18 protein-coding genes are annotated in these 18,779 nt (G+C 66.9%); 12 read left to right on the top strand and 6 right to left on the bottom strand.

Going from position 1 to position 18,779, the window contains the following annotated elements:
- The 9 genes from ASE13_RS09310 to ASE13_RS09270 all read left to right on the top strand — a co-directional run bounded on the left by ASE13_RS09310 (position 1) and on the right by ASE13_RS09270 (position 10,706).
- On the top strand, positions 1–1,017 hold the full coding sequence (locus ASE13_RS09310) for an AAA family ATPase (protein WP_056613788.1): 1,017 nt from the start codon (positions 1–3) through the stop codon (positions 1,015–1,017).
- A complete protein-coding gene (locus tag ASE13_RS09305) occupies positions 1,014–2,615 on the top strand; it encodes a hypothetical protein (RefSeq protein WP_235536900.1) in 1,602 nt (533 codons plus the stop codon). Before ASE13_RS09310 ends, ASE13_RS09305 begins: the two co-directional genes overlap by 4 nt.
- 15 nt (positions 2,616–2,630) lie before the next feature.
- Positions 2,631–3,758, top strand: a complete 1,128-nt coding sequence (locus ASE13_RS09300; protein WP_056613785.1) for an ExeA family protein — start codon at positions 2,631–2,633, stop codon at positions 3,756–3,758.
- A 4-nt stretch (positions 3,759–3,762) separates the two neighbouring features.
- Entirely contained in the window at positions 3,763–4,605 is an 843-nt protein-coding gene (locus tag ASE13_RS09295; RefSeq protein WP_056613783.1) for an XrtA system polysaccharide deacetylase, read from the top strand.
- Positions 4,602–5,666 carry a FemAB family XrtA/PEP-CTERM system-associated protein gene (locus ASE13_RS09290; protein WP_056613781.1) on the top strand — a complete coding sequence of 355 codons (1,065 nt, stop codon included), beginning with the start codon at positions 4,602–4,604 and terminating at the stop codon, positions 5,664–5,666. The genes ASE13_RS09295 and ASE13_RS09290 overlap by 4 nt, the downstream gene beginning before the upstream one ends.
- The gene (locus ASE13_RS09285) at positions 5,666–6,865 is read left to right on the top strand and encodes a TIGR03087 family PEP-CTERM/XrtA system glycosyltransferase (protein ID WP_082596499.1); all 1,200 of its coding nucleotides are present in this window, start codon (positions 5,666–5,668) and stop codon (positions 6,863–6,865) included. The genes ASE13_RS09290 and ASE13_RS09285 overlap by 1 nt, the downstream gene beginning before the upstream one ends.
- Positions 6,862–8,397 (top strand): exosortase A, encoded by a 1,536-nt coding sequence (gene xrtA, locus ASE13_RS09280; RefSeq protein WP_056613778.1) that lies wholly within the window; start codon positions 6,862–6,864, stop codon positions 8,395–8,397. Before ASE13_RS09285 ends, xrtA begins: the two co-directional genes overlap by 4 nt.
- Positions 8,398–8,400: 3 nt before the next feature.
- Positions 8,401–10,293 carry an XrtA/PEP-CTERM system amidotransferase gene (locus ASE13_RS09275; RefSeq protein ID WP_056613774.1) on the top strand — a complete coding sequence of 631 codons (1,893 nt, stop codon included), beginning with the start codon at positions 8,401–8,403 and terminating at the stop codon, positions 10,291–10,293.
- Positions 10,294–10,421: 128 nt separating this feature from the next.
- Positions 10,422–10,706, top strand: coding sequence for an antitoxin Xre/MbcA/ParS toxin-binding domain-containing protein (locus tag ASE13_RS09270; RefSeq protein WP_156404798.1), 285 nt, complete (start codon positions 10,422–10,424; stop codon positions 10,704–10,706).
- Positions 10,707–10,726: 20 nt separating this feature from the next.
- Here the strand turns inward: ASE13_RS09270 and ASE13_RS09265 are convergent, their stop codons facing one another.
- From ASE13_RS09265 to ASE13_RS09245, 5 genes are all read right to left on the bottom strand, one after another.
- Positions 10,727–11,155 (bottom strand): MAPEG family protein, encoded by a 429-nt coding sequence (locus ASE13_RS09265; protein ID WP_056613768.1) that lies wholly within the window; start codon positions 11,153–11,155, stop codon positions 10,727–10,729.
- Positions 11,156–11,213: 58 nt separating this feature from the next.
- Entirely contained in the window at positions 11,214–12,197 is a 984-nt protein-coding gene (locus ASE13_RS09260) for an alpha/beta hydrolase (RefSeq protein WP_056613765.1), read from the bottom strand.
- 71 nt (positions 12,198–12,268) lie between these two features.
- Positions 12,269–13,885: a tetratricopeptide repeat protein gene (locus ASE13_RS09255; protein WP_056613761.1), complete on the bottom strand. Its 1,617-nt coding sequence runs from the start codon at positions 13,883–13,885 to the stop codon at positions 12,269–12,271.
- Between the two features lie 160 nt (positions 13,886–14,045).
- Positions 14,046–15,125 (bottom strand): 1,9-bis(guanidino)-5-aza-nonane synthase, encoded by a 1,080-nt coding sequence (locus ASE13_RS09250; RefSeq protein WP_056615024.1) that lies wholly within the window; start codon positions 15,123–15,125, stop codon positions 14,046–14,048.
- Between the two features lie 155 nt (positions 15,126–15,280).
- Positions 15,281–16,504, bottom strand: coding sequence for a type III PLP-dependent enzyme (locus ASE13_RS09245; protein ID WP_056613758.1), 1,224 nt, complete (start codon positions 16,502–16,504; stop codon positions 15,281–15,283).
- A 152-nt stretch (positions 16,505–16,656) separates the two neighbouring features.
- Between ASE13_RS09245 and ASE13_RS09240 the strand changes: the two genes are divergently transcribed.
- Genes ASE13_RS09240 through ASE13_RS20020 form a run of 3 tightly spaced genes read left to right on the top strand, consistent with a single transcriptional unit; the run spans position 16,657 to position 17,971 of the window.
- Positions 16,657–17,625: a threonine/serine dehydratase gene (locus ASE13_RS09240; RefSeq protein ID WP_056613753.1), complete on the top strand. Its 969-nt coding sequence runs from the start codon at positions 16,657–16,659 to the stop codon at positions 17,623–17,625.
- Positions 17,625–17,804, top strand: coding sequence for a hypothetical protein (locus ASE13_RS19410; protein ID WP_082596495.1), 180 nt, complete (start codon positions 17,625–17,627; stop codon positions 17,802–17,804). The genes ASE13_RS09240 and ASE13_RS19410 overlap by 1 nt, the downstream gene beginning before the upstream one ends.
- Entirely contained in the window at positions 17,804–17,971 is a 168-nt protein-coding gene (locus ASE13_RS20020) for a hypothetical protein (protein WP_235536899.1), read from the top strand. The genes ASE13_RS19410 and ASE13_RS20020 overlap by 1 nt, the downstream gene beginning before the upstream one ends.
- Positions 17,972–18,060: 89 nt before the next feature.
- On the opposite strand, the gene ASE13_RS09230 is transcribed toward ASE13_RS20020, so the two are convergent.
- Positions 18,061–18,717 carry an alpha/beta hydrolase gene (locus ASE13_RS09230; protein WP_029728628.1) on the bottom strand — a complete coding sequence of 219 codons (657 nt, stop codon included), beginning with the start codon at positions 18,715–18,717 and terminating at the stop codon, positions 18,061–18,063.
- Between the last annotated feature and the right edge of the window lie 62 nt (positions 18,718–18,779).

Below are 18,779 nucleotides of genomic sequence, written 5' to 3'. Positions count from 1 at the left end.
ATGAACGACGAAACCCCGCGCCGCTATCGCGGCTCGCTGCTCGAACGGGCGGCGGAGCAATATGGCTTCTCCCGACCGGCCGTGGTGCCCGCGCCGATTTCGACGCCGGACGAAGAGCCGCTGACGCTGAACGTCCGCGCGCCTGAGCCCGAGATGCCGGCGATCGACTCGCGCGCGCCGCTGCTGCGTCACGGCTTCGAGCCCGCGGTTGCCGAAGTCGAAGCGCCCGCCTTCCGGTCCGAGCCGCAGCCCAGGCCCGCACCGCGCACCGGCCGCCGGTACGCGCCGATCGACCGCGTCGCGCTCCGTGAGGGCGGGATGCTCGTTCCGGGCAGTCACGTGACGGCGATGGCGGAGGAATTCCGCATGGTGAAGCGCCAGTTGCTGCTCACCGCGCGTGCGGTGGCGGCGAAGGACGGGGCCAGTGCGGCCGATCGCGCGCGGATGATCCTCGTCTGCTCGGCGCAGCCCGACGAAGGAAAGACCTTTTGCGCGATCAACCTCGCGCTTTCGATGGCGGCCGAGAAGGATATGGAGATCCTGCTGGTCGACGCCGATTTCGCCAAGCCCGATGTGCTCGGGCGGCTGGGACTCCCCGAGGGGCCGGGCCTGCTCGATGCGCTGGCGGGGACTGCGAACGTCGAGGACTGCATCGTCGACACCGACGTGCCGCAACTCTTGGTGCTCCCGGCGGGCACCAAAACCAACGGCGACACCGAGCTTCTGGCGAGCGATAGTGCCCGCGCGATCCTCGACGGGCTGGCCAAGGCCAATCCGCGCCGCATCGTGATCTTCGATTCGCCGCCCGCGCTCGCGGCGTCGCCCGCGGCGGTGCTCGCAGCGCAGGCCGGGCAAGTGATGCTCGTCGTCCGCGCCGATCGCACCAGCGAGAGCGATCTGCGCGAGGCGGTCAGCGTCCTCGACGGCTGTGAGCATATCCAGCTGCTGCTCAATTCGGTTTCGTTCCAGCCCGGCGGTCGCCGGTTCGGCAATTATTACGGGGAGGCGGGGGAGTGACCCGGCTTATCATCGCCGCCATGGTCGCGCTCGTCTGCGCGACCTCGCCGGCCACTGCCCAGCGCACGCGGGTTTCACCTTATATCGAGGCGAGCCAGGTGCTCGTTTCCGATCTGAGCAATGGCGGCGATGTGCTGACCTATTCGACGGTCGGCGCGGGGATCGATGCGCAGGTGACCACCCGCCGCGTCGAAGTGCAGGTCAGCTACCAGTACGAACACCGCTTCTCGTACGACAAGGATCTCGCGGACGATTCGATGCACAGCGGCCTTGTCCAGGCGCGTGCGAAGATCACGCCCGAGCTGACAATGGAAGGCGGCGCCATCGCGACGCGCGGCCGTTCCGACATCAGAGGGGACGCCCTGGGCACTGCGCAGGGTAATGTCCGCAACAGCAGTCAGGTCTATTCCGCCTATGTCGGGCCGAGCCTCGCCACGCATGTCGGCAAGGTGTTCGCCAATGCCGCCTATCGTTTCGGCTACACCAAGGTCGAGACGCCCAATGCCGGCACCGGCGTTCCGGCAGGATCACTGCCGCTCGATCGCTACAATGATTCCAAGGTTCATGTCGCGACCGCCAGCGTCGGCGTGAAATCGGGCAACGGTCTGCCGGTGGGCGTCACCGCGAGCGGTTCGTTCACTCGCGAGGATGCCGGACAGCTCGACCAGCGTTTCGAGGGCAAGTTCGCGCGCGGCGACGTGGTGCTCCCGGTCGGCCGCGGCGTCGCGCTCGCGGCCGGCGTCGGCTATGAGAAGATCGAAGTCAGCCAGCGCGACGCGCTGTTGAGCGGCGGCCTGCCGGTGATCGACGGCAATGGCCGCTTCGTCACCGATCCGTCCTCGCCGCGCCGGATCGCCTATAATTTCGACGGCACCTTCTGGGATGCAGGCGTGATCTGGCGCCCCAGCCGCCGCACCTTCCTCGAGGCGCGTGTGGGCCGGCGCTACGGCTCGATGAGCTATACCGGCTCGGCCAGTTACCAGATCGGTCCGGGCAGCGGCGTGCAGATCGGCGTCTACGACAGCGTCGAGACTTTCGGGCAGCAGCTCAACGGCTCGCTCACGCGGCTGCCGACCAGCTTCGTCAACACCACCGATCCGTTCGGCAACCAGTTCAGCGGCTGCATCTTCGGTACCACGGGTGCTGCGGCAGGCGGCTGCCTCAACCAGGTGTTCGCATCGACCGTCACTTCGGCATATCGCTCGCGCGGCGTGACCGGCGTCGCGGTGCTCAACCGCGGCAGCACGCGGATCGGCGTGGGCGGCGGCTATGCGCGGCGCACCTTCCTGACGCCGCAGAGCGTGGGCGGCGTGAGCATCGACGGCACGTCGGACGAGAGCATCTACGCGCAGCTCTTCGCCTCGGGCGATGTCGGCCGCAACGGCTCGATCAGCACGAGCGTGTTCGGCAGCTATTACAACAGCGATCTCGCTGGAGCCCAGGGCATTTTGGGCTACGGCGCGAACACCGCTTACACGCACATGTTCGGACCGCTCGGGGCGACTGCGTCGCTCGGGCTGTTCGGTTTCGACAGGGAAGGCGACTCCAACGCGACTGCCCAGGCGCAGGCGTTGGTGGGGCTCCGCTACGGATTCTAGGACCGAGGCACGCAGATGTACGACGATCATTATGGACTGAGCGGCAGGCCGTTCCAGCTCACGCCGGACCCGCGCTTCTGGTTCGACACCGCGACGCATCGCAAGGCGATGGCCTATCTCGGCTATGGGCTGAGCCAGGGCGAGGGCTTCGTGGTGATCACCGGCGATCCTGGCGTGGGCAAGACCACGCTGATGGGCCATCTGCTCGGCGAGATTGACGAAGAGCGGCTCAACGTCATCAAGATCGTCTCGACCCAGCTGCGTCCGGAGGATTTGCTCCAGACCGTCTGCGCAGGGCTAGAGATCGACGCGAACGGCGCGAGCAAGTCGGCGATGCTGGCCGCGATCGAGCATGGCCTGCATGCGGTGGCGCGTGATGGTCGCCGCACCTTGCTGATCATCGACGAAGCGCAGGCGCTTCCGGCGGAGAGCCTGGAGGAGCTGCGCATGCTCTCCAATTTCCAGGCCGGCGGCTATGCGCTGCTCCAGATCTTCCTGCTCGGCCAGCCCGAATTCCGGCTGACGCTGCACGACGGCAAGCTCGAGCAATTGCGCCAGCGCGTGATCGCGATGCACCATCTCGCGCCGATGGATGCCGATGAAGTCGAGCCCTATCTGCTGCATCGCCTGTCGTGTGTCGGCTGGCGGGGCAAGCCACGCTTCACCAACGATGCGCTGATGGCGATCCACCGCTGGTCGGGCGGCATCCCGCGCCGGGTGAACCAGCTCGCCGGTCGGGTGATGCTGTTCGGCGCGATCGAGCAGCTCGATACGTTCGGCGCGGCCGAGCTGGCGGCAGTGATCGACGATCTCGACAATGATGCCCCGGCACGCGTCGCACCTGCCCGCAACCATGTGCCGGTCGAGCCGCTCGAGCTGCGCGACATCGCGCCGATGGCGATGGGCACGCCGACGCCGTCGGAGCCTGTCGAGGCGCGGCCGCTGCGTGCCGAAACCGTTGTCGAGACGCCCGCGCCCGTCGCCGAAGCACCGCTCGATCGCCGGATCGCCGAGCTCGAGAAGCAGCTCCAGGAGCAGGATGCGGCGCTGCGCCGGGTGCTGACCTTGCTAGTCGACTGGGTCGAGAGCGGCGACAGCGATCGCCGTCCGGACTTGTCGAGCCTGCGCGGGCACGCGGCCTGACCACATGGTCGTCAACGGCCTCTCGGTAGATGTCGAGGACTGGTTTCAGGTTGGGGCGTTCGAAAAGACGATCGCCCGGGACGACTGGGACGGGCTCGAACATCGCGTCGAGGCGAACACCGATCGGGTGCTCGCATTGTTCGGTGCGGCCGGCGTGCACGCCACCTTCTTCACGCTCGGCTGGGTGGCGAAACGCTATCCCGCGCTGATCCGCCGCATCGCCGAGGCAGGGCACGAAGTCGCCAGCCACGGCTGGGCGCATCAGCGCGTGTTCACGATGGCGCCGAAGCAGTTTCGCAAGGATCTGGCCGATGCCCGGGCGGCGCTGGAGGACGCAAGCGGCACCAAGGTGACCGGCTATCGGGCGCCCAGCTTCTCGATCGACCTCCGGACGCCCTGGGCGCATGCCGAGCTGGCCGAGGCGGGCTATCGTTATTCGTCGAGCATCGCGCCGATCCGGCACGACCATTATGGCTGGCACGAAGCGCCGCGTAGTGCGTTCCGGCCGGTCGCCGGCGCCGAGTTGATCGAACTGCCGATCACCATCGCACGGTTTGCGGGACGCGAGATCACCGCGGGGGGTGGGTTCTTCCGGCTGCTGCCCAATGGCGTGACCGACCGAGCGGTGCGCACCGCCAACGCGGCAAACACGCCCGCAGTCTTTTATTTCCACCCCTGGGAAGTCGATCCGGGTCAACCGCGCGTCGCCAATGCGCCGCTCAAGTCGCGGCTGCGGCATTATGCCCGGCTCGGCGCGATGGCGGGCAAGCTCGAGCGTCTGATCGCCACCCATGCGTGGGGGCGAATGGACGCGATTGCCACGCGCGAAGCGGAGCGGCTGCAATGAACGCGCCGCTGCTGACCCGCCCGCTGGGCCTGCGCGTCGCCGATCTGGGCGATACGGGCGAGCGTGCGCGGCTCAGCGCCTGGGTGCACGACCATCCAGAAGCTACGCCGTTCCATCTGCCCGCATGGAGCGTGGCAGTGGCGCGCGGATGCCGGCAGAAGAGCCATTATCTCGTTGCGGAGCGCGGCAATGGCGACATCGCTGGAGTGCTGCCGCTGACCGAGATGCACTCGCCCTTGTTCGGGCGGGCATTGGTCTCGGCGGGGTTTGGAGTCGGCGGAGGCGTGCTCGCCGACAATGCGGCAGCAGTGCGCGAACTGGCGGAGACGGCCTGGGCGCTCGCCGAACGGTTGAGCTGCCCAAGCGTCGAACTGCGCGGCGGGGCGCTGCCCGGGCCGGACTGGCATGTCGACCACACCACCTATCTCGGCTTCGTGCGCGATCTCGCGGGGAACGACGAGGCTGAGTTGCTCGCGATCCCCCGAAAGCAGCGCGCCGAGGTGCGGCGGTCGTTCGGCAACGAGCTGGAGATCGTCGCGGGGGACGACGCGGCGACGCACTATGCGCTCTATGCGGAATCGGTGCGCAATCTCGGCACGCCGGTGTTTCCGCGGACGCTGTTCTCCGAAGTGCTGAACGAATTCGGCGAGGCGGCGGATGTGCTGACGGTGCGCCACCACGGCGTGGCGGTTTCGAGCGTGCTGAGCCTTTACTGGAAGGGCGTCGTCTATCCCTATTGGGGCGGAGGCGGCGATGCGGCACGGGCGCTGCGCGCCAACGATGCGATGTATTTCGGGCTGATGCGGCATGCCCGCGAGCGCGGCTGCACGCGCTTCGATTTCGGGCGGTCCAAAGCGGGTACGGGCGCCGCGGCGTTCAAGAAGAACTGGGGCTTCGAGCCGGAGCCGCTGAGCTATTTTTCCCGCGCAGCCGACGGTGCGGCGCCCCGGAAAGTGAATCCGCTCGATCCCAAGTACAGCCTTCAGGTCAAATTGTGGAAGCAGTTGCCGCTCTGGGCCGCCAACCGCATCGGTCCGTGGATCGCGCAGGGGCTCGGCTGATGGGGGACGTGCTCTTCCTCGCGCACCGCGTGCCGTATCCGCCTGATCGCGGCGACAAGATCCGCAGCTTCCACATGCTCCGGCATTTGGCGAAGCACCGGAGTGTGCATCTGGCCGCCTTTGCCGACGATCCGCGCGATATGAACCGCCCGGAGCTGGCCGAATTCACCGCCCGCCGCGTGATCGTACGACGGAGGAAGTCGCAGGCCGTGGCGGGCGTGCAGGCGCTGGTGTCGGGGCGACCTTTGTCGCTTGCTGCGTTCGACGATGCGGCGATGCGCCGGGCGGTGGCGGACGTGCTGGCGCGCGAGGACGTGGAGACGATCTTCGTCTTCTCGAGCCAGATGGCGCAGTATCTGCCAGCTGAACCTTGCGCCCGCGTGATCATGGATTTCGTCGACATGGATTCGGCGAAGTTCGCTGCCTATGCCGAGGCGGCGAGAGGCCCGATGCGCTGGATGCTGGCGCGCGAGGCGCGGCTGCTGATGGCGCACGAAGGCATTGTCGCGGCACGCGCCGATGCGAGTCTGTTCGTGAGCGAGGCCGAAGCGAGCCTGTTTCGGCAATCCACGGGTGCCGAGCGCGTGCAGGCGATCGAGAACGGCATCGACACCGCGCATTTCGATCCGGCCGCGGATTTCGCGCACGTGGATGCGGGGCCGGCGTTGATCGTCTTCACCGGCCAGATGGACTATCGGCCGAATATCGAGGCAGTGACCTGGTTCGTCGAAGACATCTTGCCGCGGGTGCGTGTGACCCGTCCCGATGCACGTTTCGCGATCGTCGGCCGTAACCCCGCCGAGGCGGTGAAGGCACTGGCGAAGCGCGGCGACGTGATCGTGACCGGTGAAGTCGAGGACGTCCGCGGCTGGCTCGCGGCCGCGGCCGTGGTGGTGGCACCGCTCAAGCTGGCGCGTGGAATTCAGAACAAGGTGCTCGAGGCAATGGCGATGGGCCGCGCCGTTGCCGCCTCGACGGCGGCGGCGGAAGGGATCGATCACGGCGGAACGATCGCGGTCGGCGCCACGGCGGCGGATATGGTCGAAGCTGTGACGCTGCTGCTGTCCGACCGGAAATGCGCCGCGGAACTGGGCATGGATGCGCGCGCGCGGGTGATGGCGCGCTATGGCTGGGATGCGCGGCTGGCGCCGCTCGATGATCTCATCCGCCTGCCGGCACGCCTCGGAGAGGCCGCATGACCGTGGCGGTGCCTCGAAGCGATTTCGCGCAGACTGAAGCGCGTTTCGACGCACGCTGGAAGCGGCACGCGGCGATTCTCGCTGCGGCATGGGCGGTGCTCTTGCTGCTGTTCCGCCGCGATGCGATCGACCTTGCGACGATCTACTGGACCAATACCACCTTCGGGCATTGCCTGTTCATTGCCCCCGTGATCGCCTGGCTGATCTGGCAGCGGCGGAGCCAGCTTGCTTTGGTGCGACCGCAGGGCTGGTGGCCTGGCCTGGCGCTGGTCGGCGCGGGCGGGCTCGGCTGGCTGCTCGGCGATGCCGCCGGCGTCGCATTGTTCCGTCATGCCGGGCTGGTACTGATGCTGCAGGGCACCGCAGTGAGCGTGCTCGGCCCCAATGTGAGCCGCGCGCTGCTCTTTCCGCTGGCGTACATGGCCTTCCTCGTCCCCTTCGGCGATTTCCTCGAAGGGCCGCTGCAGGACATCACCGTCGGACAAGTGATGCCTTTGCTCCATCTGCTCGGAGTGCCGGCGAGCGTCGACGGAGTGCTGATCACGACTTCGAACGGATATTTCGAAGTCGCTGAGGCGTGTTCGGGTGCCAAGTTCGTGATCGCAATGGTCGCGTTCGGCGTGCTCGTCGCCAATGTCTGCTACGTCTCGTGGACCCGCCGAGCGGCGTTCCTTGCGATGGCGCTGGTGGTGCCGGTGATCGCCAACGGGCTGCGCGCGTTCGGGACGATCTATGCCGCGTGGTGGACTTCGGTCGAGGCGGCCACGGGGATGGATCATATCGTCTATGGCTGGGTGTTCTTCGCGGCGGTGATGGCGGCGGTGCTGGCGATCGGCTGGAAATGGTTCGATCGCGATCCCGATGCGGCGTGGTTCGATCCAATGCGGCTGCAGGCGCCGGTCATCGGTCGCGCAGGGGCGTCGGTGACGGCATTGCTGGCGCTGACGGTCGTGAGCCTGTTCCTAGGCTGGTCGAGCCTGATCGCCGCGCGCGCAACGCCGCTGCCGGCGAACGTCGAACTGCCGCAGGTCGCCGGCTGGCACCGCGTTGGACCGAGCACGGTCGCGCCCTGGTCGCCTCATTATCCGGGTGCGGATCATTTCCTGACCGGTCATTATGCCGACGGGCGCGGCAGGACGATCGATCTTGCCGTCGCGGTCTATGCCAGTCAGCACGAAGGCAAGGAGCTGGTCGGCTTCGGCATCGGCGCGATCCGCGAGAATGATCGCTGGGTACGCATCGCCGACCTGCCGGACCTGGCGGGCGGCTACGCGCTGCGCATGACGGGGCCGGCGCGGGTGGAACGTACGACGGTTAGTTGGTACCGCGTCGGCGATACGCTGACCGGGAGCGACAAACGCGTGAAGTTCGAGACGTTGAAGACCAAGTTGTTGGGGGGCAATCAGGCCGCGGTGGCCGTTCTGGTGTCGGCCGAGCAAGGGCCAGACCAGGGCGCGCAGGCGGCGATCGAGGACTTTCTCGGCGCGCTCGGCCCCGTGGACGCGTTCGCCGACCGCATGGCCGGTCGCTAGACGATGTGCGGCATCGCGGGGCTCTATTACCCCGCCATAGCGAAACCCGTGGATCCCGCCCGCATCGTAGCGATGCGCGACGCGCTGGCGCATCGCGGGCCCGACGGGGCGGGCGTATGGACCGCGCCGGGCGTGGGGCTCGGGCACCGGCGGCTGTCGATCATCGATCTCGAAGGCGGCGTCCAGCCCATGGCGACGCCGGACGAGAGCGTGGTCGTCACCTATAATGGCGAGATCTACAATTTCCGGGAAGTGCGCGCCGAGCTGGAGGCGAAGGGCGCGCGGTTCCAGACCGAGAGCGATACCGAGGTGCTGCTCCATGGCTGGCGGGCCTGGGGGCCGGGGATGCTCGAAAAGCTGAACGGGATGTTCGCCTTCGCGCTGTATGATGCGGAGAAGCAAAGCCTTTTCCTCGCGCGCGACCGGTTCGGGGTAAAGCCGCTCGTCTATACGAAGCTCGCCGATGGCGGCGTGGCTTTCGCCTCCGAAATCAAGGGATTGCTGGCACATCCGCTGTTTCGTCGGCGGCCGGACTTCCGCGCGGTCGAGGATTATCTGGGGCTCGGCTATGTGCCCGACGACGCATCCCTGCTCGTCGGCGTGAAAAAGCTCCCCGCCGGGCACTTCCTGCTGCTCCAGCGGGGCAAGCGCATGCCGCAGCCGGTACGCTGGTGGGATCTGGATTTCTCCAACCGCGCGACGGGCAAGACCCGCGATCTCGAAGCCGAGCTGATCGATCGGATGCGGGCGGCGGTGCGCGCGCGGATGATCGCCGACGTACCGCTGGGGGCGTTCCTCTCGGGCGGCGTCGACAGCAGCGCGGTGGTCGCCTTGATGGCCGAGGCGAGCAAGGCGGCGGTCAAGACCTGCACGATCGGGTTCGACGAGGCCGGGCACGACGAAAGCGATTATGCGAAACGCATTTCGGAGCGCTTCGCGACCGCACACCGCTCGAAAACCGTCGGCTCGGATGACTTTGCGCTCATCGACACGCTGGTAGCGGCATTTGACGAGCCCTTCGCCGACGCATCGGCGCTGCCGACCTATCGGGTGTGCGAACTCGCGCGCGAGACAGTGACCGTGGCGCTGTCGGGCGACGGCGCGGACGAGGCGTTCGCCGGATACCGCCGCTACAAGTTCTTCGCCGCCGAGGAGCGCGCGCGCGGGCTGTTTCCCGAAAAGTTTCGAACGAGCGTTTTCGGGACCTTGGGTCGGCTCTATCCCAAGGCCGACTGGGCGCCGCGGGCGTTTCGCGCGAAAACCACCCTGCTCGCCCTCGCCGAAAATGGCGAGTTCGCTTATTCCAAAGCAGTGGGCGTCACGAGCCCGGTGCTGCGCGACCGGCTCTATACCAGCGCCGCGAAGCACACGCTCGCCGGGCACACCGCCGAGCAGCGTTATGTCGACGCGATGCGGCGGGCGCCGGCCCGCGACGCGCTCGACCGTGCGCAATATGCCGACATCCAGCACTGGCTGCCCGGTGATATCCTGACCAAGGTGGACCGCACCAGCATGGCGGTGAGTCTCGAGGCGCGCGAGCCCTTGCTCGACTATCGGCTCGTCGAGTTCGCGGCGACCCTGCCGCCCTCGCTGCGGATCAAGGCGGGGCAGGGCAAGTGGCTGATGAAGAAGGCGCTCGAGCCCTGGCTGCCCAAGGATATTCTCTATCGGCCCAAAATGGGGTTCGTGACGCCGATCAGCGCATGGTTCCGCAAGGCGCTGGCCGACGAGGCCGCGGCGCTGGCGCACTCGCGGGTGCTGACCGGGACCGGCTGGTTCGAACCCGCGGCGATCGAGAAGCTCGCTGCCGACCACAAGGCCGGGCGGGCCGAACATGGGCGGACGCTTTGGCAGCTGCTGATGCTGGAACGAAGCCTCGAACGGCTGTTCGGCTGAGGCCTCGATCGTCACGGATGCGGAGGGCGGGGTTTCGCCGGCCACCGTCGCTCCCCATATAAGTTCGATCGCTGGCAAGCAGGCCAATGGCCCCTCGCGCCGCTTCATAATCCGAGAGGAAATCGCCGATGAGTGACGAGCCAGCTACCAGTCCGGAGGGCGCCACTGCCGAACGCAGGACCACGCCGTTCCGCAAGAAATTTTCCAGCGCGCGCATGCCTGCCGACAGCGCCGAGCGGCAGGGCCGCGTAACCACGCTGGCGTGGCGCCTGCTGGGCGGGCGCGATGAAGCGATGGCGTTCCTGAACAACCATGACGAAATGCTGGGCGGGCGCCCGCTGGACCTTGCGGTCGCGAGCGTCGAAGGTTGCGAGGCCGTCGAACGCGCGATCGCCGCTAAAGCTGTGGCCTGACACCCGCCCTGCGCGGGAATCTAGTGCAACAGCGCGATTCCCGCGTGGAGCGTCAGCGCGACCAGCGCGAATGTCGACAGCACGAACAGGCCGAAGCGCACGGCCACCTTGTTGAAGGTCGCCTGGACGAGGCTGTGCAGGATGCGCAAGCCGACATAGGCCCAGGCTATCCACGCGTTGACCCCGTCGCCGCTGCCGAGCAGCGCCAGCGCGAGGCAGATCGCATAGAACAGCGTCGGCTGTTCCATCAGGTGGATGTAATTGTGCGCGGGCCATTGCACACGCTCGTCGACCATGCCGTCGAGGATGCCGGGGCGGCCGCCGCGCGCCTTCGACATGTCGATCCCGGCCCTTTTGAGTGCGGGAAGGCGGATCGCCATCATCCAGACGAGCATGACGAGCGACCAGGCGACGAGCGCCACGACGGGCGCGAGAATTTGGCTGTGCATTCGGTCCCCTCCGATTGTCCGGCGAGGCTGCCGCAAGCGGTTCGGGAATGCAACGGACCTAGTGCCTGGCGGTCCAACGCGCGAAGACGTCGGTCCACAGCCGGCCTGGCGAGTCGGCGGGCAAGTGGAGCCCGCCGAAGCCGTGGCCGCCCTTTTCGAAGAGATGTGCCTCGACCGGCACCTTCTGCGTGCGGCAGGCCTCGATCATCGCGAGGCTTTGCTGGATGGGAACCGTGCCGTCATCGATTGCGTGAACGAGGAAGATCGGCGGAGTGCCGGGGCCCACGCGGGTCAGCGGCGTGTACCGCGCCTTGGTCTCGGCATCGGTCGATTCGCCCCATAATCCGTTACTCTTGCGATCCTCGAAACCAGCCGAATGGAACGAGACTGCGGGGTAGATGAGACCGGCATAGGCCGGGCGGGCCGACCCGCTGTCGGCGGCATCTACGGCCTTGTAGACCGGGTCGGCGTGACCGACGGCGAGCATCCCGCCGAGATGGCCGCCCGCCGAGAAGCCGACCAACCCGAGCTTCGCTGCGTCGATCCCATATTTGCCGGCATTGGCGCGGATCAGCCGCATCGCGCGCTGGGCGTCCTGGAGCGGCACGTCGGGGCGATTGGCCCAGCCTTCGCCGGGGAGGCGATAGGCGAGGACGAAGACCGTGATGCCGTGCGGGGTGAGCGCCTTGGCCACATCGATCCCTTCATTCTCGACCGAGACGAAATTGTAACCGCCGCCCGGGATCGAGAGGACCGCTCGGCCATCCGGTCTGGCCGGACGATAGACGCCGACCATCGGTTCGGAGACGCCGCGCAGCCAGAGTTCCTTGAAGCTGCCGTTGACGGTGAAGTCGTTGGTCGGGAGTGGACTGGGAGCGCCCGGAGGCGTGCCGGCCCACAGCTTGAAATGCTCGCGCGGGGGCCATGCGGCGGTGCCGGTGCCGAGGACATAGGGAGTCGGTGCGTTCTGCGCGCGGGCGGCGGCGGGGGCGAGCGTGAGCGCAGCGGCGCCTCCGATCAGCGTGCGGCGGTCGATCGGCATGGCGGCATCCTCCCTGTTTTTGGCGAGCCTAGCGCGTCAATGTCGGTGGGCAAGACAGTTGCGGCGAACGGCTAGTTCGCCTTTTTCTGGAGTGCGGCGATGGCGCGGGGGGCGGTCTTGTGGCCCTGGAGCGCGGCGCGGCGGAGCAGGGCAAGCGCCTTGCCCACGTCCTTGTCGCCGCCTTCGCCCTTGGCGAGCATCGCGGCGAGGTTGAACATGCCGTCGGGATCGTCGCCCGCGGCGCCGGCCTCGAACCATTTGCGCGCGATGGCGAGATCCCGGGGCACCAGCTTGCCTTCGTAGAAATAGGTGCCCATCGCGACCTTGGCGGCGGCGTTTCCGCCCAGCGCGGCGGTCTTGTAGAAGCCCATTGCCAGTTCGGGATCCGCCTTGACCTCTTCGCCGAGATCATAAGCGCGGGCCAGCGCATAAAGCGCGCCCGCATTACCGTTGCGCGCGGCGGCCTGATACCAGCCGAGCGCGGCCTTGCGGTCCTGCGGCACGCCGTCCTCGCCGTCCCAAAGGATATCGGCGAGCGCGACCTGCGCGCCAGGATGATCGAGCTTCGCGGCCCGTTTGTAATAGCCGACCGCCTTGGCCACGTCGCGCGGTGTGTCCACGCCTTCGTAATAGATGTCGCCGAGCCGCTTCATCGCGGGGATATGGCCGACGTCGCCGGCGCGATCATACCATTTGCGGGCCTCGGCCGGGTCCTTACCGACGGCGCCGAAGCCGGTGCTGTAGACATTGGCGAGGATCACCGCGGCTTCGCCGACCGCGGTGTTGCGATCGGGCTGGCGCGGATCGAACATCGGCGTTTCGTTCTGCGGGTTGAAGGGGGCAGTGGCCACTTTCTTGAGCCATTTGACGCCTTCGACCGGATCGGATTTGTCGCCGAGCCCCTGGAGCGTGATCTTGCCGACGAACAACGCCGCCTCGTCGCCGCCTTCGCGCATCTGGAGCTTGCTGGCGGCCTTGCGGAACCAGTCGAGCGCTTCGCCGTAGCGGCCCTGATCGAAAAGCGCGAAGCCCATCGGGAGCGACGTGTCGCGGCTGGCGATGAACGATCGTGCCTCGATCTGGCGGTTGTTCGCTGCCGAGACGCGCCATGCCGGATCGGCCATCGGTGCACCCGTTTCCGATACCCCGCTGTTCGCCGCGATGGCGCCGGTGTTGCCGCCGCTCGCGCCGGTGTCGCCGAGACCGCGAGCATAGGCACCGCGGCATGCTCCGATCGCGGAGGCGAGACTGTTCTGGTCGAGGGATGCGGCGGCGCCTCCGTCGGCGGCAGTATCGTCGAGTGCGCTGGGTCCCAAGGTGGTCGCCACATCGCCGTCCGTGACATCGCGCACGCCGAAGCGCGATTTCGAAAGATCGGGCAGCGGCGATCCGGCGGGCACGATGGGCGGCGCGCTATAGTCGGGATTGCGGGTGGGCCTGGTCGGCAGATAGGCTCGGCTGGCCATTCCCGAAGCGCGCAGGAACGGATCGCGCGACAGCACCTCGCAAGTCGAGGAGCGCGGCGCTTCGGCGGCAGGCAGGCGCTGGCCCGTCACCTTCAGGTCCTGATCACTCGTTTCGGACTGGGTGGGAGCGGGGGCAGTCTGTGCTTGCGCGGCGCCGGTCGCGATGAGCGTCGCGCCCCCCAGCGCAGTCCAGAACAATTTCCCGCCGCGAGCCCGCATCATGACTCTCCCCGATAGACGAGTTGAGCCCGCCCTTTGAAGGGAGGCTATCATCAACCCGCCGGTGGAGGAATAGCTGCTTGCCGCTGAGCGGTCCGGCCGTTTCCCACGACAAAACGGCCGGGGATCGCTCCCCGGCCGCCTTGTTGTCTTGTGGGTCGCCTCAGGCGAAGAGCTTCGCCCAGCCGCGCTTGGCGCGGTCTTTCCAATGGCCGCGATGGTATGCGTCCGAGGCGAGGAGCGGCATCACCGAGCCGGCCTCGGCAAACACCATTTGCTCGATGCCGGTGTTGACCTTGCCCCAGCTTGCGGCTTCCTGCAGCGTCGAGGACGAGCAGGCGCCGTCACGGACGTCGGCGACCGTGATTTGGACCGCATACTTATGGACGGCGACGTCCTCATGGCCGAGGATTTCGGCGCAGACCACGGTATCCTGGATGAAGTTCTTCGGCACGCCGCCGCCGATCATCAGCAGGCCGGTGGTGCCCGCTGCGATCTTGATGTCGGTCAGTTCGCGGAAGTCGGCGACTGCGTCGATCATCACGTAAGGCTTGCCCGCCTTGGCCGCGTCGACCTGATGCTTGACGAGGCCGAAGCCGGCCGAGCTGTCGACGAACGCTGGGCAGAAGATCGGCACGTCATGCTCGTAGGCGAGCTTGACGAGGCTGTTGTCCTTCTTGCCGTGCTCGACGAGATACTTGCCCATCTCGCGGATGAACGCGCGGCTCGAATAGGCCTTGGGCTCGAGGCTCTCGGCGATCTCGAAGATCGTGTGGTCGACGTTCTGGAGGTCCGTTTCGTCGATGTACGTGTCGTAGATGCGGTCGATGTAGAGCGAGCGCAGCGTGTCGTCGTCGGGGATCTCGAGCGCCTGATAATGCTTGTGGCCGAGGCCCTCGAAGAAATCCATGTCGACGATCGTCGCGCCGGTGGCGACGATGCCGTCGACCATGTTGTTGCGCACCAGCTCGGCATAGAGGTCCATGCAGCCGCCGGCCGAGGTCGAGCCGGCGATGACGAGGAAGATCGTGCAGTCCTTGTCGGCCAGCATCTGGTTGTAGATGTTGGTCGCGCGGCCGAGATCGCGGCTGGTGAAGCTCATGTCGGCCATCGCGTCGACGATCGGGCGCGCGTCGAACTTGGTGATGTCGATATGCTTGACCTGCTTCGACAGCAGTTCCGCCTTGCGGGTGTCGTTGATCGGCGGGTTCGCCGCGGCGGTCTTGGTGAGGGTGTCGGTCATGGGAACTCCCATTCTGCATGGCCGCCGTCATTCAGGGGACGCGGAAAACCCGTTGTGCGAGCCGAAGCCCGCCAAATAGCCGTCATCCCGGCGAACGCCGGGATCTCGTGCCTGAGGCCTGAGACCCCGGCTTGCGCCGGGGTGACGGGAAATGGTTACAGCTTGACGACGTTGTTCGCCACCGCAGGCTCTTCAACCTCGGCGTAGAGCGAGGTCATCGGCTCGTCGTCGACGATCACCGTCTCGCCCGATCCGAAGCCGTTGAACGCCGTGCGCATCGCCGCGCCATAGGCGCCGAGCATGCCGATCTCGATATAGTCGCCGGCCTGGACGTCCGCGGGCAGCGGGAACGGACCGGCCATGTGATCGAGGTCGTCGCAGGTCGGGCCGTAGAAGCTGAACGCGACGTCGCGGGCGTTCGAATCCGGCTCGCGGAGGAGACGGACGGGGAAGCGCCAGCCGATATGCGCGGCATCGAACAACGCGCCGTACGCGCCGTCGTTGATGTAGAGCTCGTCGCCGCGACGCTTCTCGACGCGGACGATGATCGAGCTGTACTCTGCGCACAAAGCACGGCCCGGCTCGGCCCAGAGCTCGGCCGAATAGCTAATCGGCAGGCTCTCGAACGCACGGTGGATCGTCTCGAAGTAGAGCTCGAGCGGCGGAGGTTCCATGCCCGGATAGGACGAAGGGAAGCCGCCACCGACATCGACGACGTCGACGGTGACGCCCGCTTCGACGATCGCGGCGCGAACGCGCTCCATCGCCTGGGCATAGGCATCGGGCGACATCGCCTGGCTGCCGACATGGAAGCAGATGCCCAGCGCATCGGCGACCTGGCGCGTGGCCATCAGCAGGTCTTTGCTCTCGCCCGGTAGCGCACCGAACTTCGATGCGAGGCTGAGCTTGGACAGATCCGACGAGACACGCAGCCGCACGCAGAGCGTCAGATCCTCGGCGCCCTTGGTGGCGGTGACGATCTTGTCGAGCTCTTCGAGGCTGTCGAGGCTGAAGACGCGGACGCCATGCTCGAAATACGCCTCTTCGATCGCTTCCTCGGCCTTGACCGGGTGCATGAAGCAGAGCGTGGCTTCGGGCAGGGTCGATGCGACGAGGCGGACCTCGGCGATCGACGCGACATCGTAATGCGTGACACCGCTATCCCACAGGATCTGCAGCAGATCCGGAGACGGGTTCGCCTTCACGGCATACATCGAGCGGCCCGGGAACTTCTCGACGAAGAAGCGGGCGGCACGCGATGCGGCGTGCGGACGAGTCAGCGTTACCGGCTGAACCGGGCGCTGGCTGGCGATGTCGATACCGCGAAGTGCGGTCGATTGGGCCGACGCTAGCCCCAGCGCGCTAAGATGCTTGTGCAATTCAAGGGACCTCCAAATGCCTTGCGGCAAACATTGACGAAAAGCTGCCTTGCGGTTGGAAGTCCCATGGGGCAGCGGAAGGCGGCATTTAGGGACGAGGTCCCCCCATGTAAAGTGATTCGGTATCCGGAAATGTACGGCGGGGTTAAACTGTGACGATTGTACGACAGCCTACCCGAGCCGGGGTCCGTGACGCTGCAGCGAAGATCGCGGCAATCCTGCCGCAAACCCCTCTGCTGACAGCGGAAATTCGCGGCATTCCGGTTTGCTTTAAGGCGGAATCGCTGCAGCCGATCGGCGCGTTCAAGATTCGTGGAGCATGGCATCGGCTGACCGCATTGGACACGGCGGCGCGAGAACGGGGCGTCGTCGCCTTCTCGTCGGGGAATCACGCGCAGGGAATCGCCTGGGCGGCGAAGCGGTTGGGCATCCCGGCGGTGATCGTGATGCCGGCCGATGCGCCCAAGGTGAAGCTCGACGCGACGCTGGCGATGGGCGCCGAGGTCGTGAAATACGACCGCGCCACCGAAAGCCGCGAGAAGATCGCCGCGCATCTCGCGCATGCACGCGGCGCGGTCCTGGTGCCGAGCTTCGACGACCCGTGGATCATCGAGGGGCAGGGGAGCGCCGGCATCGAGGCAATGACCCAGATGATCGAGATGAAGCTGCCCGATCCTTCGAACGTGGTGGTGCCGTGCGGCGGGGGCGGGTTCGCGGCGGGGCTCGCGCTGGCATTGCCGGACGCCGAGATCACGGTGGTGGAGCCCGAGGGGTGGGACGATATGCGCCGCAGCCTCGAAGCCGGGTGGATCGAGCCGGTGGACGACAATCCGCCGCCGACGGCGTGTGATGCGCTGCAGACCTATGAGGTTTCGCCCTTGACCTTCGACGTGCTCAGCCGGCGGGGCGCGACGGGCGTCGCAGTGAGCGAGGCCGAGATCCGGCACGCACAACGCTGGGCGGCGGCGAAACTGCGGCTGGTGCTCGAACCCGGCGGCGCGGCGGCGCTGGCGGCCCTGCTGGCCGGCAAGGTCGATGCGAAGCCGGGATTGCTGGTGATACTCTCGGGCGGCAATGCCGATCCGGACGCCTATGCGGCGGTGCTGGGATCGAGGGACTGATGAAGGACACGCGGTTCGGGGCGGTCGCCGCCAATGTGCTGAGCGTCGGGGCGCGCGGTCTCGGCTGGTTCCTGTGGTATTTCCTGCGATTGATCTATCGCGGCGAGCCGAAGGTGATCGCGGGTTTTGTCGGGGCCGGTCTCGTCATCGTCGCATTGGTCTGGGCGATCGTGCGATGATGGATCCCCAACTCAATCCCTTGCTGCTGAGCATCGCCGTGGTGGCGATGTTCGCGCTGATCTGGGGCGGCGTGCGCACCTGGCGCGGTGGCGACCGGCAGAAGGGCGCGCTGATGGCGATCTGCGCGCTGGTGCTGCTGGGGAATTTGCTGATCTGGAGCTTGTAAGCTCGTCATCCCGGCGAACGCCGGGATCTCGTGCCGCAAGCCGCTCGCCTGCCGCCTGAGATCCCGGCTTTCGCCGGGATGACGCAAGCTCAGCGGATCGGCGAGTTCGGATCGAGCCGCATGTCGAGATAGCGGTCCACCGAACCCATCAGCTGCTCCATCTCGTGCTCGAAGAAATGGTTCGCGCCGGGGATCGTGTCGTGGTGGATCGTGATGTGCTTCTGCGTGCGCAGCTTGTCGACCAGCTTCTGCGTCGCGAGCGGCGTGGCGACTTCGTCGGCCTCTCCCTGGATGATGATGCCCGAGGAGGGGCAGGGCGCGAGGAAGCTGAAGTCGTACATGTTCGCCGGCGGCGCGACCGAGATGAAGCCGCGAATCTCCGGGCGGCGCATCAGCAACTGCATGCCGATCCATGCGCCGAAGCTGACGCCGGCGATCCAGGTGGTCGAGGCTTCGGGGTGGAAGCTCTGCACCCAATCGAGCGCGCTCGCCGCATCGCTCAGCTCGCCGATGCCGTTGTCGAACGTGCCCTGGCTCTTGCCGACGCCGCGGAAGTTGAAGCGCAGCGTCGCGAAGCCGCGGCGCTGGAAGGTCTTGTAAAGCTCCTGGACGATGCGGTTGTTCATAGTGCCGCCCGCATTGGGATGCGGATGGAGGATCATCGCGACCGGTGCGCGGGGGCGGGGAGCGGGGGCGAAACGCCCTTCGAGACGGCCTTCGGGACCGGGGAAAATGACTTCGGGCAATGTGGCCTGCCTTGAATTGGGTGCGCGCAGTGGAGCGCGGGGAGTTGCGCGCTATATAGGCA

Source organism: Sphingomonas sp. Root241 (assembly GCF_001428865.1).
Classification (GTDB): domain Bacteria; phylum Pseudomonadota; class Alphaproteobacteria; order Sphingomonadales; family Sphingomonadaceae; genus Sphingomonas.
This window is presented reverse-complemented; position numbering and strand designations above follow the sequence as displayed.

Excerpts from the sequence above, each read along its gene's own strand:
- ASE13_RS20020 (WP_235536899.1), top strand. The coding sequence starts at position 17,804 with ATGGATCCCCAACTCAATCCCTTGCTGCTGAGCATCGCCGTGGTGGCG.
- ASE13_RS09285 (WP_082596499.1), top strand. The coding sequence starts at position 5,666 with ATGGGGGACGTGCTCTTCCTCGCGCACCGCGTGCCGTATCCGCCTGAT.
- ASE13_RS19410 (WP_082596495.1), top strand. The coding sequence starts at position 17,625 with ATGAAGGACACGCGGTTCGGGGCGGTCGCCGCCAATGTGCTGAGCGTC.
- ASE13_RS09270 (WP_156404798.1), top strand. The coding sequence starts at position 10,422 with ATGAGTGACGAGCCAGCTACCAGTCCGGAGGGCGCCACTGCCGAACGC.
- ASE13_RS09295 (WP_056613783.1), top strand. The coding sequence starts at position 3,763 with ATGGTCGTCAACGGCCTCTCGGTAGATGTCGAGGACTGGTTTCAGGTT.
- ASE13_RS09300 (WP_056613785.1), top strand. The coding sequence starts at position 2,631 with ATGTACGACGATCATTATGGACTGAGCGGCAGGCCGTTCCAGCTCACG.
- ASE13_RS09255 (WP_056613761.1), bottom strand. The coding sequence starts at position 13,885 with ATGATGCGGGCTCGCGGCGGGAAATTGTTCTGGACTGCGCTGGGGGGC.
- ASE13_RS09275 (WP_056613774.1), top strand. The coding sequence starts at position 8,401 with ATGTGCGGCATCGCGGGGCTCTATTACCCCGCCATAGCGAAACCCGTG.
- ASE13_RS09265 (WP_056613768.1), bottom strand. The coding sequence starts at position 11,155 with ATGCACAGCCAAATTCTCGCGCCCGTCGTGGCGCTCGTCGCCTGGTCG.
- ASE13_RS09310 (WP_056613788.1), top strand. The coding sequence starts at position 1 with ATGAACGACGAAACCCCGCGCCGCTATCGCGGCTCGCTGCTCGAACGG.
- ASE13_RS09250 (WP_056615024.1), bottom strand. The coding sequence starts at position 15,125 with ATGACCGACACCCTCACCAAGACCGCCGCGGCGAACCCGCCGATCAAC.
- ASE13_RS09290 (WP_056613781.1), top strand. The coding sequence starts at position 4,602 with ATGAACGCGCCGCTGCTGACCCGCCCGCTGGGCCTGCGCGTCGCCGAT.
- ASE13_RS09260 (WP_056613765.1), bottom strand. The coding sequence starts at position 12,197 with ATGCCGATCGACCGCCGCACGCTGATCGGAGGCGCCGCTGCGCTCACG.
- xrtA (WP_056613778.1), top strand. The coding sequence starts at position 6,862 with ATGACCGTGGCGGTGCCTCGAAGCGATTTCGCGCAGACTGAAGCGCGT.